Annotated in this window: 23 protein-coding genes; 13 read left to right on the top strand and 10 right to left on the bottom strand. The window is 62.8% G+C overall.

The window, feature by feature from the left end; translation table 11 throughout:
- Positions 1–7 precede the first annotated feature (7 nt).
- From BDK61_RS00115 to BDK61_RS00105, 3 genes are all read left to right on the top strand, one after another.
- On the top strand, positions 8–586 hold the full coding sequence (locus BDK61_RS00115; protein ID WP_121301976.1) for a magnesium transporter: 579 nt from the start codon (positions 8–10) through the stop codon (positions 584–586).
- Positions 587–1,153 carry a magnesium transporter gene (locus tag BDK61_RS00110; RefSeq protein WP_004964594.1) on the top strand — a complete coding sequence of 189 codons (567 nt, stop codon included), beginning with the start codon at positions 587–589 and terminating at the stop codon, positions 1,151–1,153.
- A gap of 123 nt (positions 1,154–1,276) precedes the next feature.
- A complete protein-coding gene (locus BDK61_RS00105; protein WP_121301975.1) occupies positions 1,277–2,323 on the top strand; it encodes a nucleoside recognition protein in 1,047 nt (348 codons plus the stop codon).
- 19 nt (positions 2,324–2,342) lie between these two features.
- Here BDK61_RS00105 and BDK61_RS00100 read toward each other — a convergent pair whose 3' ends face one another.
- Together BDK61_RS00100 and BDK61_RS00095 are read right to left on the bottom strand one after the other, a co-directional pair.
- A complete protein-coding gene (locus BDK61_RS00100; RefSeq protein ID WP_004964588.1) occupies positions 2,343–3,077 on the bottom strand; it encodes a GNAT family N-acetyltransferase in 735 nt (244 codons plus the stop codon).
- 123 nt (positions 3,078–3,200) lie between these two features.
- Entirely contained in the window at positions 3,201–4,094 is an 894-nt protein-coding gene (locus BDK61_RS00095; protein WP_121301974.1) for a CBS domain-containing protein, read from the bottom strand.
- 87 nt (positions 4,095–4,181) lie between these two features.
- On the opposite strand from BDK61_RS00095, the gene BDK61_RS00090 reads away from it, so the two are divergent.
- From BDK61_RS00090 to BDK61_RS00080, 3 genes are all read left to right on the top strand, one after another.
- Positions 4,182–5,138 (top strand): lamin tail domain-containing protein, encoded by a 957-nt coding sequence (locus BDK61_RS00090; protein WP_121301973.1) that lies wholly within the window; start codon positions 4,182–4,184, stop codon positions 5,136–5,138.
- A 51-nt stretch (positions 5,139–5,189) separates the two neighbouring features.
- Positions 5,190–6,245: a molybdopterin-dependent oxidoreductase gene (locus tag BDK61_RS00085; RefSeq protein ID WP_121301972.1), complete on the top strand. Its 1,056-nt coding sequence runs from the start codon at positions 5,190–5,192 to the stop codon at positions 6,243–6,245.
- Between the two features lie 242 nt (positions 6,246–6,487).
- On the top strand, positions 6,488–6,832 hold the full coding sequence (locus BDK61_RS00080; protein ID WP_121301971.1) for a hypothetical protein: 345 nt from the start codon (positions 6,488–6,490) through the stop codon (positions 6,830–6,832).
- Between the two features lie 58 nt (positions 6,833–6,890).
- On the opposite strand, the gene BDK61_RS00075 is transcribed toward BDK61_RS00080, so the two are convergent.
- From BDK61_RS00075 to BDK61_RS00050, 6 genes are all read right to left on the bottom strand, one after another.
- On the bottom strand, positions 6,891–7,514 hold the full coding sequence (locus BDK61_RS00075; protein WP_004964572.1) for an HAD family hydrolase: 624 nt from the start codon (positions 7,512–7,514) through the stop codon (positions 6,891–6,893).
- Entirely contained in the window at positions 7,511–7,933 is a 423-nt protein-coding gene (locus BDK61_RS00070) for an RNA-binding domain-containing protein (protein WP_007189229.1), read from the bottom strand. Before BDK61_RS00070 ends, BDK61_RS00075 begins: the two co-directional genes overlap by 4 nt.
- On the bottom strand, positions 7,930–8,493 hold the full coding sequence (locus BDK61_RS00065; protein ID WP_121301970.1) for an AAA family ATPase: 564 nt from the start codon (positions 8,491–8,493) through the stop codon (positions 7,930–7,932). The genes BDK61_RS00070 and BDK61_RS00065 overlap by 4 nt, the downstream gene beginning before the upstream one ends.
- Positions 8,494–8,544: 51 nt before the next feature.
- Positions 8,545–9,387 (bottom strand): polyprenyl synthetase family protein, encoded by an 843-nt coding sequence (locus tag BDK61_RS00060; protein ID WP_004964564.1) that lies wholly within the window; start codon positions 9,385–9,387, stop codon positions 8,545–8,547.
- A gap of 61 nt (positions 9,388–9,448) precedes the next feature.
- Positions 9,449–10,399 carry an electron transfer flavoprotein subunit alpha/FixB family protein gene (locus tag BDK61_RS00055; protein WP_121301969.1) on the bottom strand — a complete coding sequence of 317 codons (951 nt, stop codon included), beginning with the start codon at positions 10,397–10,399 and terminating at the stop codon, positions 9,449–9,451.
- Positions 10,399–11,190 carry an electron transfer flavoprotein subunit beta/FixA family protein gene (locus BDK61_RS00050; protein ID WP_011224639.1) on the bottom strand — a complete coding sequence of 264 codons (792 nt, stop codon included), beginning with the start codon at positions 11,188–11,190 and terminating at the stop codon, positions 10,399–10,401. The genes BDK61_RS00055 and BDK61_RS00050 overlap by 1 nt, the downstream gene beginning before the upstream one ends.
- A 119-nt stretch (positions 11,191–11,309) precedes the next feature.
- Here BDK61_RS00050 and BDK61_RS00045 point away from each other — a divergent pair, with 119 nt between their 5' ends.
- Positions 11,310–12,161: an IS5-like element ISHma10 family transposase gene (locus tag BDK61_RS00045; protein ID WP_121301968.1), complete on the top strand. Its 852-nt coding sequence runs from the start codon at positions 11,310–11,312 to the stop codon at positions 12,159–12,161.
- A gap of 53 nt (positions 12,162–12,214) precedes the next feature.
- Here the strand turns inward: BDK61_RS00045 and BDK61_RS00040 are convergent, their stop codons facing one another.
- On the bottom strand, positions 12,215–13,309 hold the full coding sequence (locus BDK61_RS00040; RefSeq protein WP_121301967.1) for a helix-turn-helix transcriptional regulator: 1,095 nt from the start codon (positions 13,307–13,309) through the stop codon (positions 12,215–12,217).
- Positions 13,310–13,463: 154 nt separating this feature from the next.
- On the opposite strand from BDK61_RS00040, the gene BDK61_RS00035 reads away from it, so the two are divergent.
- A complete protein-coding gene (locus BDK61_RS00035; RefSeq protein WP_121301966.1) occupies positions 13,464–14,696 on the top strand; it encodes a DUF7096 domain-containing protein in 1,233 nt (410 codons plus the stop codon).
- Positions 14,697–14,878: 182 nt separating this feature from the next.
- Here the strand turns inward: BDK61_RS00035 and BDK61_RS00030 are convergent, their stop codons facing one another.
- Positions 14,879–15,499: a methyltransferase domain-containing protein gene (locus BDK61_RS00030; protein ID WP_121301965.1), complete on the bottom strand. Its 621-nt coding sequence runs from the start codon at positions 15,497–15,499 to the stop codon at positions 14,879–14,881.
- Between the two features lie 115 nt (positions 15,500–15,614).
- Here BDK61_RS00030 and ahaH point away from each other — a divergent pair, with 115 nt between their 5' ends.
- From ahaH to ahaC, 5 genes are all read left to right on the top strand, one after another.
- Positions 15,615–15,947, top strand: coding sequence for an ATP synthase archaeal subunit H (gene ahaH / locus BDK61_RS00025; RefSeq protein ID WP_004964552.1), 333 nt, complete (start codon positions 15,615–15,617; stop codon positions 15,945–15,947).
- Entirely contained in the window at positions 15,934–18,162 is a 2,229-nt protein-coding gene (locus BDK61_RS00020; RefSeq protein ID WP_121301964.1) for a V-type ATP synthase subunit I, read from the top strand. The genes ahaH and BDK61_RS00020 overlap by 14 nt, the downstream gene beginning before the upstream one ends.
- A gap of 218 nt (positions 18,163–18,380) precedes the next feature.
- Entirely contained in the window at positions 18,381–18,641 is a 261-nt protein-coding gene (locus tag BDK61_RS00015; RefSeq protein WP_004518385.1) for a F0F1 ATP synthase subunit C, read from the top strand.
- A 22-nt stretch (positions 18,642–18,663) separates the two neighbouring features.
- On the top strand, positions 18,664–19,248 hold the full coding sequence (locus tag BDK61_RS00010; protein ID WP_121301963.1) for a V-type ATP synthase subunit E: 585 nt from the start codon (positions 18,664–18,666) through the stop codon (positions 19,246–19,248).
- Positions 19,245–20,120: ATP synthase A1 subunit C (gene ahaC, locus BDK61_RS00005; RefSeq protein ID WP_121301962.1), on the top strand; the 876-nt coding region annotated here is incomplete at its 3' end. The genes BDK61_RS00010 and ahaC, both read left to right, overlap by 4 nt.

Raw genomic sequence — 20,120 nt, 5'->3', positions numbered from 1 at the left:
CCCTGCAATGACTGTCCGCGAGGTGGCACTCGAGGCCTACCGGGAAGCGCTACCGGTGCTGGCGCTCAGTGCGGTCGGCGGCCTCTTCGCGGGCGTTGTCCTTGGCGGCATGGACGCGGAGTTACAGGACGTTGCGGGACTGCTCGTACTCGTGCCGGCGCTGCTTGCCACTCGGGGGAACGTCTACGGCTCGCTCGGCGCACGTCTGGGGTCGGCGCTTCATCAGGGACTTATCAACCCGAGGTTCTCTTTTGACGACGACCGTATCAACGCCGCCGTCGCGGCGGCACTGGCAAACGGTGTCCTCATCAGCGGCGTCGCCGCGGTGATGGCTGTCGCCCTGCTCGCGCTGGTCGAGCGACCGTCGGCCCCCCTCACAACCCTCGTCGCCATTGCGCTCATTGCGGGCTTTGTCTCCGGGCTGTTGTTGACTATTGCCGTCGTCTCGGTCGTGTTCGTCGGCTACCGCCGTGGACTTAATCCGGACACACTGGCCGGCCCGGTCGTGACGACGACGGGCGACGTGGTCGGCATCGCCACGCTGTTGGGCGCGACCCGCCTCGTCCTCGCGCTGGGGGGTGGCTGAATGGCGGAGTTCGCCTCCCAGTGGTCGGTTTCGGGTATCGTCCGGACGATGTTTCCCATTCTGGTGGTGCTCACGGCAATCGAACTCGGGAGCGGTCTCGTCCTCGATACCTTCGAGGGAACACTGCTGCAGTATCCGTCGCTACTCGTGCTCGTTCCGGTGACAATCGGGATGGCGGGCAACCTCGGCAGCATCCTCGCGGCGCGGTTCTCGACGGCGTTTCACCTCGGCCTCCTGTCGTTTGCGGTGACTGACGACCGATTGGCCGGCAATGCGATCGCCACTGTTGCCCTCGCGGTGACGCTGTTCCCGCTCGTCGGCGCTGGCGCGTGGCTCCTCCAGGCCGTCATCGGCGGCACTGCACTCCCGCTCCGGACGGTCGTCCTCGTCGCACTCGTCAGCGGGAGTCTGCTGGCGGTGCTGGCTATCGTCGTCACGACGGTGACGACCTACGCCGCCTACCGATTCGAACTGGACCCAGACGACGTGGTCATTCCCGTCGTCACGAACGTCTGTGACGTGCTGGGCGTGGTGGTGTTGTTCGGCACTGTCCGTGTGCTCGTGTAAGGCGTCAGCGTCGGCGCTTCGGTATCCGCTGTCCAACACAGCCACCGCTGCCCAGCAGCCACCGTCCTGAAATCGACCGACGCTATCGATGGGCATTTGCGGGCCAGGGTCGTACGTTTCAGCGTGCAGTCGCTCGTCGCCGCAGTGCTCGGCCATCCGGCAGTCGCTGTCCTCGGAGATGTCGCTGTCCGGGTCCTCCGTATCACGTTTTTCCTCTCCTTTGGCGTGTTCCTCGCCGAACTGGCGGTCGCGTTCGGGCTGGTCGAGAAGATCGCCGTCGTCTCGCGCTATCTCACGTCGCCGACGAACCTCCCGGACGAGGTCGGGACCGCTATCCTGACGACGACGGCATCGACGACCGCCGGCTACGGCATGCTCGCCGACTTCCGGGAGTCCGGCGCGCTGTCCGACCGCGCGACGATAATCGCCGTCACCATCAACACGTTCTTTGGCTTCGCTCAGCACATTATCACGTTTTACGCGCCGATACTCATCCCGATTCTGGGCTTTCGCGTCGGGGTGCTGTACGTCGCGACGCGGGGACTCATCGCGCTGGCAATTACGCTGACTGGCATCGCCGCCGGCGCGGTCCTGCTGGATGCATCTAACGTCGACCGGCCGACCGCCGGTGCGGGCCCGACCCCGGACGGCGGGACCGCTGGCGATGCAGCCGACGTGTTCGACGACCGTCCGGAGACCCGTCGAGCGGCCGTCAGGGCCGCGTTCGACGCGACCACGGACAAAGTTCGGGACATCCTGCCACGGCTAGCGGCTATCTACGCCGTCGTCTCGCTACTGCTCGCCTACAGCGATGAACTGCTGACACTCATCGGTAGTAACGGGGCGTCTGTGACGACTGCCGCTGACGGGTTCGCCGGGCTCCTTGGCTTGCCCGGCGCGGCCATCCCTGTTATCGCCGCCTACGCGCTCGATACGACCTCGGGGGCGACGGTCATCGCACCGCTCATCCGGAACGGGACCTTCTCCGCCCGGACCGCCGTGGCGACGATGCTCGTCGGCGGCATCATCTCGTTTGCCGTCTCGACGTTCAAGCGCTCGATCCCGTTCCAGTACGGCATCTGGGGTCGGGAGTTCGGCTCGAAAGTCATCGTCGTTAACACGGGGCTGAAAATAGTCTGGATCGCGCTGGCGCTCGTCGTCTTACTGTAGTGCGGAGCCGGTGGCCCCGTCAGTCAAACGTGTAGGCCATCATCACTTCGTCGACCTGTTCGCCGTCGACGGTGTAGTGGTTCCGCCGGATTCCCTCGGTGTGCCAGCCGTGGTCTTCGAGGAACACCATCGCGTTCTCCGTGATCGCCGGCACGCTGTTGTACAGCTTCCGGTAGCCGTTGGCTTTCGCCCAGTCAAGCCCGCGTTGCATGAGCTGGCTGCCGATGCCTTGGCCACGCTGTTCCTCCCTGACACCGACGGTGAGCTGGGCCGTCTCGCGAAGCTTGTCCAGCTGCGGGATGTCGAGGTGACACCAGCCGATGACCGCCTCGTCAACTGTCGCGACGAAGAACACTCTCGATTCGACTGTGTTGTGCCGTGTGACGGCATCCTCGTACAGCAACTGTTCGGCGACGCTCTCGGCGACAACGTACGTCCCGTCGCTTGAGACGTTCCGAATGGTCTGGACGAGCCCTTCGAAATCGTCGTTGTGGGCCGGTCGAATCGTGTACGTCAGCCCGTTCGTGGTGTGTTCCTCGACTGAGCCGACATCGAGCGCCAGCGTCAGTGTCCCACCGTCGTCCTCGATGTACCCCTTCGACAGAAGGTGCGTCAGGGCCTTCTCGAACGCTTCGGGAGAGAGGTCTACCATCTCACGGACTCTATGCCGTGCCGCCGTCCCGTGTCGTTCGACGTACTGGTACACCTCCATCGCCGCGCTCGTTTCGAATGTCGGCCGTTCGACAGCGTCCATACCGGGTGTATCTACTAGCAGATTATTAACAATTGTTATTTGGTAACACGAAACAGGAAACGTGGTGGGAGTTCTCCCGGACTGGTCATAGTCGAATGTGATGGGTTGTGCCTGACTATCGGCTCAGGCCGTGTCCGGAATCGGGTCAGAGATGACAACGGCGTCGCCCTCGATAACGCAGTTCCCCTCTGAATCATCGACGGCTGTGGCCAGGCGGAACCGGTTGTCCTGAATGCGTTCGACGACCTCACAGCGGGCCGTGACCTCCTCGTCGATGTCGACGGGTCCCTGATAGCTCAGTTCTTGCGAGAGGTAAATCGTCAGTCCAGGGAGCCGCGCCAGAGCCGCGCTGATGATGCCGGACACGAGCGTTCCGTGGACAATCCGGCGGCCGAACCGCGTTCCGTCCGCGAACGTCGCGTCAAGGTGGAGTCTGTTCGTGTCGCCACTCGCTTCGGCGAAGGCCTCCACGTCAGCCTTGGATATCGTCTTGCTGAACTCGACGTGGTCACCCACGTCGATACCGTCGGCAGTCCCGTAGCTCTCGAACGTCCAGTCCTCGTTCTCGTACAGCGTGTCCGGCCGGGTGAACCGCTTTTGCTGGGACTGGTCGCTGGACATTCTCACCGCCCGAGAGAGGTGCGGGATGTAGTCCGAGAGGTCGGTCGTCGTGACGATGCCGACGAGTGACCCGTCCTCGACGACGGGCAGCTTCTTGATATTGTTCGTCCGGAGTCGGTCGACGGCCGCTTGCATGTCCGCGTCGGGGGCGACCGTCACCAGTGTCTCGGCCATCACGTCGCCGACTGACAGCGCTCTGGTATCTCCTTCGGCTGCGGTGACGGCGACGATATCGCTCTCCGTAATGATACCGACGCAGCTGCCGTCGTCCTCGACAACGAGCGAGCCGATGTCCTCGTCGCGGAGGCGCTGGGCCGCCTCAATGACCGGAGCGCTGGGACTGATGGTTTTGACAGGTGTCCGCATGATTTCCCTGACTGGCAGCGGGACGAGCATTGTACCGAGACCCAGACATGGCAGACGTATAACAGTCCGCCCGGCGACACCGCCACGCTTGTGTCGCCGGCCGCTAACATCTGTGTGATGCGATGGGGCGTGTTCGGCGTTGTCGTTGTCCTCGTGGTCGCTACTGGCTGTAGCGGGTTCGCCGGCTCGCCGTCGCAGTCGGCAGGGACCGCCGTCGACAGTCAGCCGGCAGTCAACGTTCCGGAGTCTACCGTCACCGTGACGGTCACGGCTGTCGTCGACGGTGACACGATACAGGTCGCCTACGAGAACGGGACCGGTGACACGGTCCGGCTCGTCGGTGTCGATACGCCCGAAGTCCACACGGAAAACGACCCCGCGGAGTTCGAAGGTGTCCCCGAAACTGACGACGGGGCATCCTGCCTCCGCGGGGCCGGCACGAACGCGTCGTCGCTCGCTAAACAGCGGCTCCTTGGCGAGACGGTCGGGCTCGCGTTCGACCCGAACCTGAACCGGCGCGGCTACTACGACCGACTGCTGGCCTACGTTGTCAACGACGAGACGCTGTTCAACTACCGGCTTGTCGAGACCGGTCACGCGCGTGTGTACGACAGCGAATTCGAACGAGCCGAACTATTCTACGCCGCCGAGGAGGCCGCCCGTTCTGACCGGCGCGGGCTCTGGCGCTGTACGGACCCGGGCGAAGTGATTCGAACGGCTATCGCCGATGGCGGGACTGAGAGCGCCAGCGGCGTCGAAATTGCGGAAATCCACGCCGATGCGGCAGGCAACGACAACGAGAACCTGAACGACGAGTACGTCACGCTCACGAACACCGGCGATGCGACCCTCGACCTCTCCGGGTGGACGGTCAGCGACGCTGTGGGCCACCAGTATATGTTCACAAACCTGACCCTCGACTCGAACGGCTTGGTAACTCTCTACACCGGCAGCGGCACCGACACTGAGACAGAGCGGTACTGGGGCCGGAACGGGGCGGTCTGGAACAACGACGGCGACACCGTCATTGTCAAGAACGCCAGCGGCGAGACGGTCTTTCGACAGTCGTACTGACGCTGTCACGCCGCCACGGCAGTATAAATCAATCCAGTGCTAACAGTACCCATGACCATCCGCCGGCTGACGCCAGCGCCACGGGCGGTCGACTGGGGGCTGTTTGCGGCGGTGGCGACGCTGCTTGCCACTGGTGTCGCCACCATCTTCGCAGGCATCCCCAGCAGCGCGTGGATAATCGACCTCCACGCACTCTCTGGCGTGGTCCTGACGCTTCTGTTGCCGGTGAAGCTTCGTCGTGTCTTCCACCGTGTCGCTCCGTCGCGGCTGACCGGTACTCGTGTCCTCTCGGTCGGTCTGGCCGCCGTCACACTGGGCGCGCTCGGCACCGGCGTCTGGTGGATATTCGGCGGCACGCTCGACCTCGGCCCGTGGGGCTTGTTTCACCTCCACGTCGCGCTCGGCCTGCTGGTCCCGCCACTGCTACTGGTGCATCTCCGCGCGCGGTTCTACTCGCCGGCACAGGCCACCCAGGACGGCCGCCGGGACGTTCTCCGGTACGCTGGCTTGGTGACCGCGGGGGCGCTCCTCTGGCGAGTCCAGGGGCCGGTCAACGACGCACTTGACACGGCCGGCGCTGACCGCCGGTACACCGGGTCACGGGAGGAGGGGACCGACGACGGCAACCGATTCCCTGTCACTAGCTGGGTCGCCGACGACCCGGACCCGGTCGACGCGGCCGATTGGTCGCTGTCGGTCGCCGGCCGGGTCGCCCACGAGGCAAGCTACGTCGCTGGCGACCTCTCGCCGGACGCGACCGAATCGGCGGTGCTTGACTGCACGAGCGGCTGGTACTCCGGTCACGAGTGGCAGGGCGTTCGCGTCGGCGACCTGCTCGACGCCGCCGACCCCGACGACGCGGCGGCGTGGGTCCAGTTCCGTTCCGTCACCGGCTATCGCTGGAGCCTCCCGCTGTCGGAGGCCCGCGATGCTGTGCTGGCCACCCACGTCGACGGCGAGCGCCTGGCCCACGGGCACGGCTACCCGCTCCGACTCGTCGCGCCCGGCCGTCGAGGGTTCCAGTGGGTAAAATGGGTCGAGTCAGTGCGAGTCAGCAAGCGCCGCGAACTCGGGGAGTGGCTTGCGATATTCGTGAGCGGACTTTGAGTTCGTCCGAGCCCCTCAGCGGCAGCACGGTCGCCGCTCCTTGTGGCCCTTCCCCTCGGAAGGCGGCGGTTACCTGTAGTACATAGCTGCTTCGGACGGGTTTCACTCCGCTGCACTGTCGGTCCTCGCTGACCCCCGGCCCAGCGCAACACTGCGCTGTCAGCGCTCGAAAGAGCAGCTTACCGCTGTAGCTGTCACTGAAGCTACCACTAACGAAGTACCGCTGCGCAATAGCAGGAGGCATGAACTGGCGGCACCCCGCTCGATTTGCCGGTCCGTCGAACACCGCCGTCGCCCTGTGGGCGGTCGCCGTCGCTTTTTTCGGCGTCGGCGACCTCGTCACGACGCTCATTGGCTACAGCATTACTGGCGTGACCGAACTTAGCCCCGTGGTCAAACTACTGCTGGAGGAGCACGCGGTGCTGGTGCTGACCGGCCTGAAAGCCACCGTGTTCGTGGGCTTTTTCGCCGTCTGGAAGTACGTCTTTCGGCCGTATTCCATCGGCGTCCCACTTGGACTGGCGCTACTGGGCGTTGCGGTGACAGCGTGGAACACCGGCATTATCCTCACGGCTGTACTGGCCTGAGCCCCAGCGGTCGGCCGCTCCCAGTACCCGTGGTGTTCTGTGCCGGCAGTCACGCACGCTATACCAGCGCGTCGATAGAATCCCAGAGGTCTGGCCCGCCGTCATCGCCCGACTCGTAGTGAATCGGCACGAAGCCCGCGTTGCGTGCGCCCTCGACATCGGTTTCGTACTCGTTGCCGACCATCACGTACTCGTCGGCCGGCAGCTCCTCTCGGACCCGGTCAAACGGTGCGCTGTCGGGCTTGTGTGCGCCGACCTCGTAGGAGGCGACAAAGAGGTCGAACAGGTCGGTCAGCCCGTGATGGTCGAGCTTGGCGACCTGCCGCTCCCGGATACCGTTGGTGACAATCGCAAGCTGATTGTCAGCGGCAAGTGCGGTCAGGCTGTCCCGGGCTGCGTCGGGGACGGTCGTCGATGCGAACTCGGTCTCCCTGAGTGTCTCGACCAGCGCGTCGAGGTCTGTGTCGGCCCCGGCCGCCTCCACGACGGCGGCCATCGACTGGCGGTACGGGTCCGGCTCCAGCGCCTCGAAGACCGTGTAGAACGCCTCCTTGCTAACGGCCCGGAGCTCGTCCGTGTACTCGATACCGTGGGCCTCGATTGCTCTTCGGACGATGTTCTTGTACGGCTCCGGATAGTGGACGACCGTGTCATCGAGGTCAAAACAGATGGTCGTCGTCATGTGTCCTCGTCGTAGACCGGCTGGCCGTCCTCAGTTGGCGGCGCGACGTAGTCGATGTACTCCTCGGCCGTCGGTTCGGTGACGGTCACGTTCACGTGGATGTCGCCCAGTTCCGAGGGGTCACCGACCGCGAAGTTGATTCGCCCCTCGAACGCTGCTTGCTTTTTGACATCGAACGCGAAGGTGTCACCCTCTAGGTTGTCGAAGAAGACTGACCGGGCCGTATCTAGGATCTCCCGCCGGTGGAGCAGCTCGGAGAATCCGTCCATCGTGTGCACCTCCGCAACGAGTGCGCCCTGCTGGTGGGTCGGGTCGGCCTCCGGGAAGAGATTTCGAACTGCATCCGCGACCCGGTCGGTTACTTCGGTGTCGTTGACGGGGGCTTCGATTCGGATGTCGACGGAGTAGACGGCGCTCATTGGTTGAGTGCCTCCGGGCCGTCCCGAATCAGTGTGCGAACGGTCCGCTGGAACGCGGCCAGCGTCTCCGTGTTCTCGATAGTCACGTCGGCCAGCTCCATGGCCTCGCCCATCCCGAACCCGAGTTCCCGATCGTCGCGGTCCTCGAGCGACTCGCCACCGTTTTCCGCTGCGGTGTCCCGTCCGCGAAGGTCGAGCCGCTTGGCCCGCAGTTCAAACGGAGCGTCTATCTCGACGAGCAGGAATGCGTCGCCGAACGCCGATTCGAACGCTTCGACCTCTACGTCCGACCGGATACCGTCGACGAGGACGGTGTCGTTCGATTCGAGTTCCGCCTCGATCATCGGTAGCGAGTGCTCGGCGATGGCGGCGGGGCCGTTTTCTTCCCGAAGCGCCTTCGCGACTGTTCCGTGGTCCGTTGCGGGGTCGAGCCCGCGGTCACGGCACTCTTCGCGGATGACGTCGCCCATCGTCACGACCGGTACGTCCATCTCGGCGGCGACGTTCGCTGCCTCGCTTTTCCCGCTGCCCGGCAGCCCGACGATACCGATAACTGTCATTGCCGGGCGTAATCGAGCAGCGGGCAAAAGCCCTCCCGTTCGGATCGGTCTTCACCGTTCGCGGACAACGACGAACTCCGCGAGGTCGCGCAGGTACTCCATCGACTGGGACTCCGGGGCGTCGATGGTCGACAGCGACTCGAGGGCGGCGTCGGACTCGGCCCGCGCTCGCTCGTTTGCCTCCTCGGTCGTCAGCTCCGTCACTTCCACCAGCGACGGTCGCTCCATCTCCGCGTCGGTCCCAGCCGGCTTGCCCAGGGTTTCGGCGTCGGCCGTCGCATCGAGTACGTCGTCGCGCATCTGGAAGGCTACGCCAACCCGTTCAGCGTACTGACCGACCGCCTCAACCGTGTACGGGTCCGAGTCAGCGGCAATCGCCCCCAGCTCTGCCGCAGCGCGGAACAGCGCCCCGGTTTTCCGGCGAGCCAGTTCCATGTACTCCTTCTCGTTGGAGGGCTCTGCGACCAGTTCCATCGCCTCGCCCTCGCCCAGTTCGACCATCGACTCGGAGACGGTCTGCATGGCGCGCTCGTCCGTCGAAAAGAGATTGAACGCTTCGCCGAGTAGGCCATCGGAGGCGATGATGGCCGGGCCGTGGCCGAAGGCCTCCCAAGCGGCCGGGGACCCCCGGCGGAGTTCTGACTCGTCGATGATGTCGTCGATGACCAGCGAGGCGTTGTGGACGAGTTCGATGCCGACTGCGAAATCGACGGCATCGGCCGGCTCCCCACCCAGCGCCTCACACACCAGCACTGTCACCGTCGGCCGCACTCGCTTCCCCCCAGAAAGCGCCACGTGGCGCACTTCGTCTGCGAGTTCCTCCGGCTCCACGCTGTCGAGAACCGCCTCTAAGCGCTCCTCGACCCGGTCGCGCCGGCGCTCGAGATACTCCATTACCGCTCCCTTAGGACTACCATAAAAAGTACCTTGTCACCCACGATTCAGTGTGTAGCGGCTACTGGAACTGCTCGATGAGTGCCGGGACGACCTCGAATAGGTCGTCCTGGATGCCGTAGTCGGCGATATCGAAGATCGGCGCGTTCGGGTCGGTGTTGATGGCGACAATCGTATCCGAGCCCTTCATCCCGGCGACGTGCTGGACGGCCCCGGAGATGCCGATGGCGATGTACACGTCCGGGGTGACGACCTTCCCGCTCTGGCCGACCTGGCGGTCCTTCGCCAGCCAGCCGTTATCGATGAGCGGCCGCGAACCCGACACCGTCGCGTCCAGCGCCTCAGCGAGGTCGTGGATGATATCCAGATTCTCCTCTTCCTCGATCCCGCGGCCGACAGACACCAGTACGTCGGCGTCGGTGATGTCGATATCGCCACCGCCGACCTCCTCAAAGCCCTTTACCGTGGACCTGACGGCGCTCTCGTCGATGGTCGCGTCGAACGCCTCGATTGCGGCGTCGCCGTCCGTTTCAATTGTCGGCCATTCGGCCGGGCGGATGGTCACGGCCGCCTGGTCGGCGTGGACGTCGATCGTCGTCTCGACTTTCGAGCCGTACAGCTCTCTGGTAGCGGTGAGGCCGTCCTCGGCGTCGATGTCGACCACGTCGGTTACGAGCGGCCGGTCCAGTCGGTTGGCGACTACCGGCGCGTAATCGAGGCCGTTGACGCTGTTGGGCATCAGGAGGACGGTCGGGTCCAGCCCCGTGGTCAACTGGGTGACAACCTGCGTGTACACGTCGTGGTTGAACTCCTCGCCGATGTCGACAGTGTGGACGGTGTCGACGCCCTCACGGTTCAACTCCGCCCCGAACGCTTCGACATCGCCGCCGATGACGGCGGTGTGTAGCTCGCCACCGAGTTTGTCGGCGAGATCGCGACCGGCTGCTAACTGTTCCAAGCTCACTGGTCGGAGCTCCCCGCGCCGGTGTTCGGCGATAGCGAGGACTGACATTAGCTGGTCACCCCCTTCTCCGCGAGCAGTTCAGCCAACTCGGTCGCCGTCTCTTCGGGACTCCCCTCGAACACTGTCGCCTCGCCCTCAGTTTCAGGCTCGTACAGCGAGGTCTGTTCGAGCGGGCTTTCGATTTCGGACGCGTCGAGGCCAATATCTGCTAGGCCGTGCTCCGCGAGCTCCTTACTCTGGGCCTGCCGGATGCCCCGAAGACTCGCGTAGCGTGGGTCGTTGATCCCGGTCTGTATCGTCAGTACGGCCGGAATCTCGATGTCGGTGAGTTCCTCGACGCCGCCTTCCAGTTCCCGGTGGACGCTGGCAACACCCGCCTCCAGATCGAGGTCAAGATCGTTGACGACAGCGCCCCACTCCATGTCGAGCTTATCGGCCAGCGTGACACCGGTCGCCCCGAACCCGTCGTCGGCTGACTGGACACCGGTCAGCACCAGATTGGGGTCTTCCTCGGCAGCGACGGCGGCCAGTACTTCGGCCTTCGTCTCGGGGTCCAGCAGGCCGGCGTCGGCGAGTGCGTCGTCCCAGACACGGATCGCACGGTCGGCCCCTTTTGCCAGTGCCTGCCGGATTGTCTCATCCGTCTCGGACGGGCCGACGGTGACAGTGACGACCTCGACATCGTCGTGGGCCTCCTTTATTTGGACGGCCGCTTCGACAGCGTACTCGTCCCACTCGTTGAGGTCGGCTGTGACGTACCGGTCGTCGATAGCGAGTCCGTCGATTTCGAACTCGTCGTCGACGGCCGCCACCTCCTTTACCGTGACAAGGATTTTCATACTCGAACTCCGACCGGACAGCGAATAAACGTTTTCGAACCAGAAACCACGCCCGGCTTGTTTACACGGCTCAATTGAATCCACAGACGGCGCCGGGATAGGTCGTTAGAATCACGGGTATGAAGCGGGAGAGTAATGTTATGCACAACACCCTCTTCCGCTTCGTGAAGCAAGTGGCTTCGCTCGCTCAAAAGCTTACTGACGCTGCGCTGATGGAACTGAGTGATCCAGCCGGCAACGGGTTTGCCGGCTGGAAGCACGCAGTCTTGCTCTATCTGCGCGAACACATGAGCGCGGAGTACGAGGAAATCATCGACTGGGCCGAAGAGATGGAACGTGTTCGAGCGGTATTGAATCTTCAACGCGGGGAGTTTCCCGCGCCTTCGACGCTGTGTAAGGCGTTCAAACGGGCATCGATGACTGTCTGGCGACAGCTGCTCCGCCGGTCGGCGGAGCTGCTGGACCAGAATGGTCACGCCGCAATTGATGCCACCTACTTCGACCGTCAGCAGGCATCGTCTCACTACTTGCGACGGATTGATCGTTCCGTCAAAACGATCCAGACGACGTTTCTCGTAGATACAGCTGAGGGAGCAATTCTTGACTTACACTGCAGCACGAAGTGGCCTGACGAAACCAAGATCGGCCCGAAGGTCGCCCTGCGGAACGCGGGCGACCTTCGAAGCTTGGCCGCTGACAAAGGCTATGATGACATGAGCTTCCGTGAGGAGCTTCGAAACGCCGGGATTCGTCCGCTGATAAAGCACCGTGTTTTCGCTCCTTACGATCACGCACACAACGCCCGAATAGACGACGAGCTCTATGGTCAGCGATCACAGACCGAGTCCGTCAACTCCTCAATCAAGCGCTCGCACGGCTCCGCCGTCCGAGCGCGTGACTGGTTCCGCCAGTTCCGGGAGATAACGCTCATAGCCGGCGTTTACAACGTGGAGCAGGCAATTGAACGCTGAAACGCCGAAATTCGCCGGATTCAATTGAGCCGTTTACACTCACCTGCTCCGGGTTACTCGTCGAAGTCGGTGATGTCCTCATCCGGGAACGAAATGAGGTTCTCCCGACCGATACGGAGCTTGTCGATGCGGCCCTCTTCGTCCATCGATGAGAGTAACTGCGACACCTTCGCGTTCGACCAGCCGGTCTCAGAGACGATACGGGCCTGTTTCATCCGTCCGCCGTTCTCTTCGAGGAGCCGCTCGACGCGTTCCTCGTCGCTCAGGAGTGCGACATCGACATCGTCCGAGGTTCCGGTATCGCTCGCTCGCGCTGCCGTCCCGGTGCTGTCGTCTCCGTCGTCGTTCTCGGCTCCAACCGATGGTAGTGCGTCAGTGTACCCCGTTTTGAACATGTAACCGACGGCCCCGACGAGCAGCACCATCAGTATGACCCCGCCGATCCAGGCCGAACCGATGCCGCTGAAGATCGACTCCGGGGCCTCCGTTGGCGTTCGAGTATCCGGTTGTTCCCCAGTGTACACAACGGACAGGTACCCTGGCTCGAACGTCCGTTGCCCCTCGAAAACTAGCTTTCCGTCGTCGACGGCGCTCGGGGCGCTTTCCACCCCGTATCCGGACGGTGGTGAGATGACGAATCGCTGGTCGGCGGTCAGTGTCCCAAACCACGTGCCGTCCGTGGAATTGAACGCGTTCCCGACGACGATGTTCTCGTCGGTGACGACCGCGAAGTTCGTCCACGTGAATTCGAGAATCAGCTGTCCCTTTCGGTCTGACACCTCGTACCGACGTTCGACATCGGTGATCTCCATCTCGCGACCGGTAACCGTACTGGCCTCGTCTTTAGCCTCCCGGAACGCCGGCAGCCACACTCCCTCGCCGTCCTCCTCCGCGAACTGCTCACCGGTGTCTCTAAACCACTCAGTCTCAGTCTCGTCAAGCGCATAGGTGTCCGTTATCGTCCACTTGGCGTCGCCGTTTGACTGTATCTGGAGGGCGAACGTCGTGTTCTCCGCGACCGGTGCCGGTGTCCCGGTCGTCTGTTGGGCGGGAATATCATCCGTCGCCGCCGCTGTCGCAAGCGGCGGGGTCGCCAACAGGGCAAACAGGACAAGGAGGAGGAGGGCACCTGAAACCCGCGGGGTCATTCTCGTTCACCGATGAACGTTCTGGGGGCAAAACCCTTTCCATCCAAGAATAAAACGTCAGCGGACGCTTTGAAAGGTCTCGTGCCTTCTCAGGCAATTATTGAGATATGGAGAATGGGGAGATTTTTGTACGGTGGGTGAGTATTCATCGCTGATGCGTCCCCTCCCCGCAGTCGGTGTAATCCTCCTCATGGTCGTTTCCGTGGCTGCCCCGGTGACCGGGTTCGCTCCGCCGGCCCAGACCGCTGGGGGCAGCGACCAGTTACCACAGGTCACGCCCGTCGACAACACGACAAACCATCTCGCTATCCCGGCCAGTGACGTCAGGTCAACGACGTACAACCGGTCCTCGATCGATGTCGGCGTCGCGGTTGCGGCCGGGTCCAGTGACCTTCGGAGCGATTACGCGACGACAACCTTTGAACGACAGTTCTTCCAGCAGGACAGCGAGACTGCCCGCGACCGCCTCGTCGACGAGACACTGACCGATATCGAAAGTCAGCGAACGAGTCTGGAACAACGGAACGAGGCCGCTATCCAACAATACGCCAATGGTGTAATCACCGCGACTGAGTTCCTGCGTCAGCTGGCATTGATCGACGCTGAGTCCCGCCAGTTGGCCACCCGACTTGACCGGATCCGGGCGACCGCTGGCACCGCACCGGACTACTCACTCTCACCGGCTCAGCGCTTCCGCCTGGAAAACAACAGGGGCGTGCTCAAGACGTATCGCGGCCCGATAAGCCAGCGTATCAGTGCTGAAACCGCCGGTGAGACTGAGCCGAATGCGGTGTACGTCGAAGCATCACTGGAGGGGTATATGCTGTCGACGGTCTCGGACGGCCAGTACACGCGCGAGACGTATCTCGGTCAGGACCGCGAACAGACGGCAGTCGACCAGTTCGCACAGACTAACGACTCCCTCGGTGCGGTCAACACGCGGGCGGAGAACCTCTATCCGTGGCTCTACAGCGAGCAGTACCCGTCCGTTCAGACGTACGGCCGGAGTGCTATCTACCAGATTCAGGCCGACCATCCGAACGGACGGCTGACCGCGTATCTCGACGGCGGCACGGCAAATGTTTTCTACGAAACCCAGACCCTCGACCTGACGACGGTCGACCGGTCGGAAGTGGCGACAAACGTGAATCAGTCAGTTCGCGTCCGAGTCCAGCAGTCCTTCGAGTCCGGACCATTGCTCGTCACAGTCATTGACAACAGTACGGGCTCTACGGACGATGCGACCGTCAAAATAAACGGTAAACGAATCGGCACGACCGGCACAGACGGCGCCCTCTGGACGGTCGAACCTCGTGGGGAGTACACGGTTACTGCTATCACACAGGACGGCGACCGGGTTCGAGTGCCTGTCAGTGGGTTGGTGTAGCGACGCAGGAACCGTGGGACTCGCTGTTATTCGGGCACTTCTGCAATCGTTGTAATCGCACGCGGACTGCCCGGGCGGGACTGTCAAACCACCTTTTTCCGGCTCGGGTGACCCTTGGTCACCGCTCGCCGAAAAAACGTGGGCGAAAAAGTGGCCACTCGCTTTGCTCGTGCCCGAAGCGATTACTCGGGTACTTCTGCAATCGTTGTGATCGCACGCGGACTGCCCGGGCGGGACTGTTGAATGTGATGTTCGAACTCCTCGTACCCGGCCTCGGTGAACATCCGGTCAGCCTCCTCCTCGTCGTAAAACAGCATGATAGCATCGGCCATCTTCTGGAAGACAGTCGAGTTTGGATAGTCGGGGCCGACGATGAGGACTTTGCCGCCGGGCTTGGTCAGTCGGCGACACTCAGCAAGCGCGTCGACGGGATTGGGCCAGTACTCGATTGACCCCGAGGACCACACCGCGTCGAAACTGTCGTCCTTGAACGGGAGTCGTTCGGCGTCACCGAGGTGGTAGCGTACGTCGCCGAATTTCCCGAACTTCTCGAAAGCCTTCGAGAGCTGGTGGGGGCTCTGGTCGAGCCCGTACACCGTATCGACGCGTTCGAGCAGCCCCTCAGTGGCGAAGCCGGTGCCACAGCCGACATCGAGGACCTTGTCGTCGGGCGAAAGGTCGAGCATTGCGATCGCCTCGTCGCGCATCCGTTCGTCCCAGATGAAGGGGTTGATCTGGTCGTACACCTTCGAGAGATACTTGTAGAACGTCCGCGCGCGGGCTTTGTTCTCGAGGACTCCCATTACTGCCAGCTTAGGACTTGGCGGTCATAATTCCCCGGATTTCGGCCGCTGTATCACACGGGGAAACTTCGCAACTACCAAATAGCCGCTCTGGCAACGCTCACATGATTAGAGAATGCCACGGCCAGAAGTTCTTGACAGGATACAGGAGGCCGAGCAGGAGGCCGACGAGATCGTCGAAGAGGCCGAACAAGACCGCGAAGACCGCATCGCGGAGGCTCGCGAGGAGGCCGACGAGATCCGCGAATCCGCGCGAGAAGAGGCCGAGGCGGCTGCCGAGGACCGTCTTGAATCGGCTCGCGAAGAGATCGAGGCCGAACGCGAGCAAATCATCGAAGACGGTGAGAGCGCTCGCGACGACCTCGAACAGCAGGCAAGTGAACAGATCGACGAGGTAGTCGAATACGTCACAGACCTGTTTGAGGAGGCGGTGCATGCTCAGACCTGAGAAGATGTGCCGCGTCTCGGTGACGGGGTCGAAACGCGCGATGGAGCAGACTATTGAGGCCGTCCACGACCTCGATATGCTCCACGTCACCGAGTATGATGGCTCCTGGGACGGATTCGAACCGGGGAACTCGCTTACCGGAACCAACGAGGTTTCGGACAAGCTTGTCACGGTTCGCTCGCTACAGTCCATTCTGGACGTCAGTGAGGAGGACGCCGGCCCAACCCGAGTTGTCACCGACGAGGCGATCGAGGAGCAACTCGACGAGGTTCGGACAGCGGTCAACGAACTCGACGACCGGCGTGACGATGTCCGGGACGAACTCCGGGCTGTTGAGGACCAGATCAACACGATGGCGCCGTTCGTTGCGCTGGGCATTGATCTCGACCTGCTCCGTGGCTACGACTCGCTGTCAGTCGTCGTCGGTGAGGGTGACAGCGACGAGATCGAGGCCGTCCTCACAGAGAGCGACATCGGCACGTTCGAGTTGTTCACCGAGGACAGCGTCGTCGCCGTGTTCGCACAGGCCGACGAAGACGCCCTGCAGGACGCACTGGTTGGGGCGACGTTTTCCCGGCTCGAAGTGCCAGAGGGCGACGGCAACCCGACATCATATCTCGAAGAGTTGGAACACGAGAAACAACAGCTCGAATCGAAGCTCTCGACAGTTGAGGACGAACTCAACGAACTCCGCCTCGACCACGCCGGGTTCCTGCTCGCCGCCGAGGAGAAACTGGCTATCGAGGCCCAGAAGGGTGAAGCGCCACTCACCTTCGCAACGACGGAAAACGCCTTCATCGCTGAGGGCTGGATTCCGAACGAGCGCTACGAGGCGTTCGAGCGGGCCCTTTCGAGTACTGTCGGCGATGCTGTCGACATCGACCGAATCGAGATTGCCGAGTACAATAGTGAGGGGCACGCGGAGTCTCACGAAGAAGTCGAGCGCGAGGGCGGCAACGGCGGCGAACCCGTCGGCAGTTCCGTCGACGCTCCTGAGCCGGAGAGCGAGAGCCAACCGCAGGAGACCGTCGCTGACGGCGGTGTCATCACGATGGGTGACGACGCGCCGCCGGTTATTCAGGACAATCCGAGCGGTGTCCGGCCCTTCGAAGATCTCGTCGAGGTCGTCAACCGACCGAAGTACGGCGAGTTTGACCCGACAGTCGCCTTCTTCCTGACGTTCCCGGCCTTCTTCGGGTTCATGATCGGTGACCTCGGCTACGGGCTGTTGTATCTGGCGCTGGGCTATGGGCTGTACTCGAAGGTCGACAGTGACGTGTTGAAGAGCCTCGGTGGCGTCGGTATGTGGGCTGGTGGGTTCACCGCGCTGTTCGGTGTGCTGTACGGCGAATTCTTCGGGCTTCACCAGCTTGGGGAAATTGTCTGGGGTGGCAGTCCGCCGATGCACAAGGGCCTCCAGCCGACCTACTCCGGCTACGCGCTGGCCTGGCTGACGATGAGCCTGCTCGCCGGGACGGTTCACCTCGCTGCGGGTTGGATCTTCGACTTCGTCGAGAACCTGAATCACGGCCTCTGGGACGCGATCACCGAGAGCGGGTCCTGGCTGCTGATGCTATTCGGCCTCTGGGCGTGGGTGTTCTCCGGCGCGAACGGCGCAGCACCTGACTTCCTCTACACCGCCGAGGCAGGAGTCTTCGCCGGGAACCCGTACGCGTGGGGCTTCACGGGACTGCCAGCGATAAACCTCTTCACGATTCCGGGACTGGGCGCGCCGTTCTCGGCGTGGCTCATCCTCTTCTTCGCTGGTCTCGTTCTGCTGGCGCTTGCCGACCCAATTGAGGTCGTCGAGTTCCTCAACGTGCTCGTGAACGTTCTGTCGTACACACGACTGGCCGCTGTACTGCTGGCCAAGGCAGGGATGGCTTTCGTGGTCAACCTGCTGTTCTTCGGCGCCTACTCACACCACGGCGAGTTCCACTTCCTCATCGGGCACGGGCCTGAGTGGGCGATCTCCGAATACGGTGCGGAAGCGATTATGTTCCCCGGGCTCATTCACTCCGGGATCGCCGCTGCGCTGGTCGGCGTCCTCATTCTGGTGATCGGTCACCTGCTCGTGCTGGTGCTCGGCATCACCAGCGCCGGACTGCAGGGCGTCCGACTTGAGTACGTGGAGTTCTTCGGCAAGTTCTTCGAAGGCGGCGGGAAGCGGTACAACCCGTTCGGCTACGAACGCAACTACACGACTGAGGACTGATCGCGCGCTTCCTTTCTTGTCGGGCTAATTGTCGCTGTTTACTGCCGGTTTTGCCAATTGCGTCGCGGGTGTCGACTGCTACACGCTCACAACCGACTACAGCTGAGCCCCTAAACCGCCCGAACAGCACGCTGACGAACCGTTTTGGGAAGCTTTATGAACTACGTGGATTCACATACGCCTGTTCGGACACGAGCAATTCCAGAGACTACACATCCATGATCGAAACCATCGCACTCCTTGTCAACGCAGTACTGCAGGAAGGTACCGCCAGTGCTCCAGCTATTCCGGCTTCAGCCGGCGCAGCACTCGCAGTCGGACTCGCCGCGCTCGGTTCGGGGTATGCGGAACGTGGGATCGGGGCCGCCGCCGTCGGCGCAATCGCAGAAGACGAGAGCATGTTCGGCCGCGGGCTCATCCTGACAGTCCTGCCGGAAACGCTCGTCATTCTCGCGCTTGTCGTCGTCTTCGTCGTCTAACAACACTCCGTTTTTTCCAATAATGAGCCTTCAAACAGTCGTAGAGGATATCCGCGACGAGGCCCGCGCGCGTGCTCAGGAGATTAGCGACGCGGCCGACGAACGTGCCGAGGAGATTATCGCCGACGCCGAGGCTGACGCCGACCAGATCCGCGAGGAACGCGAGGCTGAGGTCGAGCGGACCATCGAGCAGGAGCGGGAGCAGCGACTCTCCTCTGCGAAGCTCGAGGCCAAACAGGCTCGACTCAACGCCCGGCGTGACATCCTCGAAGACGTTCACGGCGACGTCGAGGACGCGCTTGCGGCCCTCGAAGGGGACAGACGAGAGGAACTGACACGCGCACTGCTTGACGCCGCTGTCGATGAATTCGACGACAGCGACGAGCTGTCGGTGTATGGCCGTGCGTCGGACCAGTCGCTTCTCGAGGATGTACTCAATGACTACGACGGCGCGACGTACGCCGGTGAGCGGGATTGCCTCGGCGGCGTCGTCGTCGAGAGCAACGAGTCACGAGTCCGTGTGAACAACACGTTCGATTCCATTCTTGAGGACGTCTGGGAGGACAACCTGAAAGCAATCAGCGACCGCCTGTTCGAAGACCAATGAGTTCGCGAACGGGAACGAGCGGCCAGGGAAGCAACTACGAGTACGTCATCGCACGGGTCCGTGCCCGCAGTGCGTCCCTGTTCGACGATGACGACTACCGGAAGCTGGTCCGCATGGGGACGGGCGAGATAGCCCGCTTCATGGAGGAAACGGAGTACGAGACCGAGATGAACGCGCTCGGCTCCCGGTACGACGGCGTCGACCTCGTCGAGTACGCGCTGAACCGCAATCTCGCGAAACATTTCGACGACCTGCTTCGCTGGTCTGAGGGCGCGCTGTACGACTACATTGCCCGTTACCTGCGGAAATTCGACGTGTGGAACGTCAAGACCGTCATTCGCGGGCTCTACTCGGACGCGGAGCGGACCGAGGTCGAAGACGACCTCATCCGGGCCGGCGAGTTCAGTGACCGACGTATCGAGGACCTGCTGAACGCCGGCTCTATCGAGGAGGTCGTCGAGCAACTCGACGACACCATCTTCGGTGACACGCTGGCCGAAGCGTTCGACGTATACGAGGAAAGCGGCGTTCTCGTGCCGCTGGAGAACGCGCTCGACCGCGCGTTCTACGAGACGCTGCTGTCGGGGCTTCCGGATAACCCAGAGATCGACAGCCCGACCGGGCTGTACGTGGAGTTCTTGGAGACGGAAGTCGACTTCCGGAACCTTCGGAACGCGCTCCGGCTGGCCCGAAGTGGCGCGGACATCGACCCCTCGGAGTACTTCATCGAGGGCGGACAGCTGTTCGACGCACAGGAGGTCGCACAGCTGTCGACGAACCTCGACCAGCTGGTCAGCGCCGTCCGCGAGAGTAAGTACGGCGACGACCTCGACCAGGCACTGTCGGCGCTTGAAGAAGCCGACAACCTCATC

The organism is Haloarcula quadrata, from assembly GCF_003634715.1.
Taxonomy (GTDB): domain Archaea; phylum Halobacteriota; class Halobacteria; order Halobacteriales; family Haloarculaceae; genus Haloarcula; species Haloarcula marismortui.
This window is presented reverse-complemented; position numbering and strand designations above follow the sequence as displayed.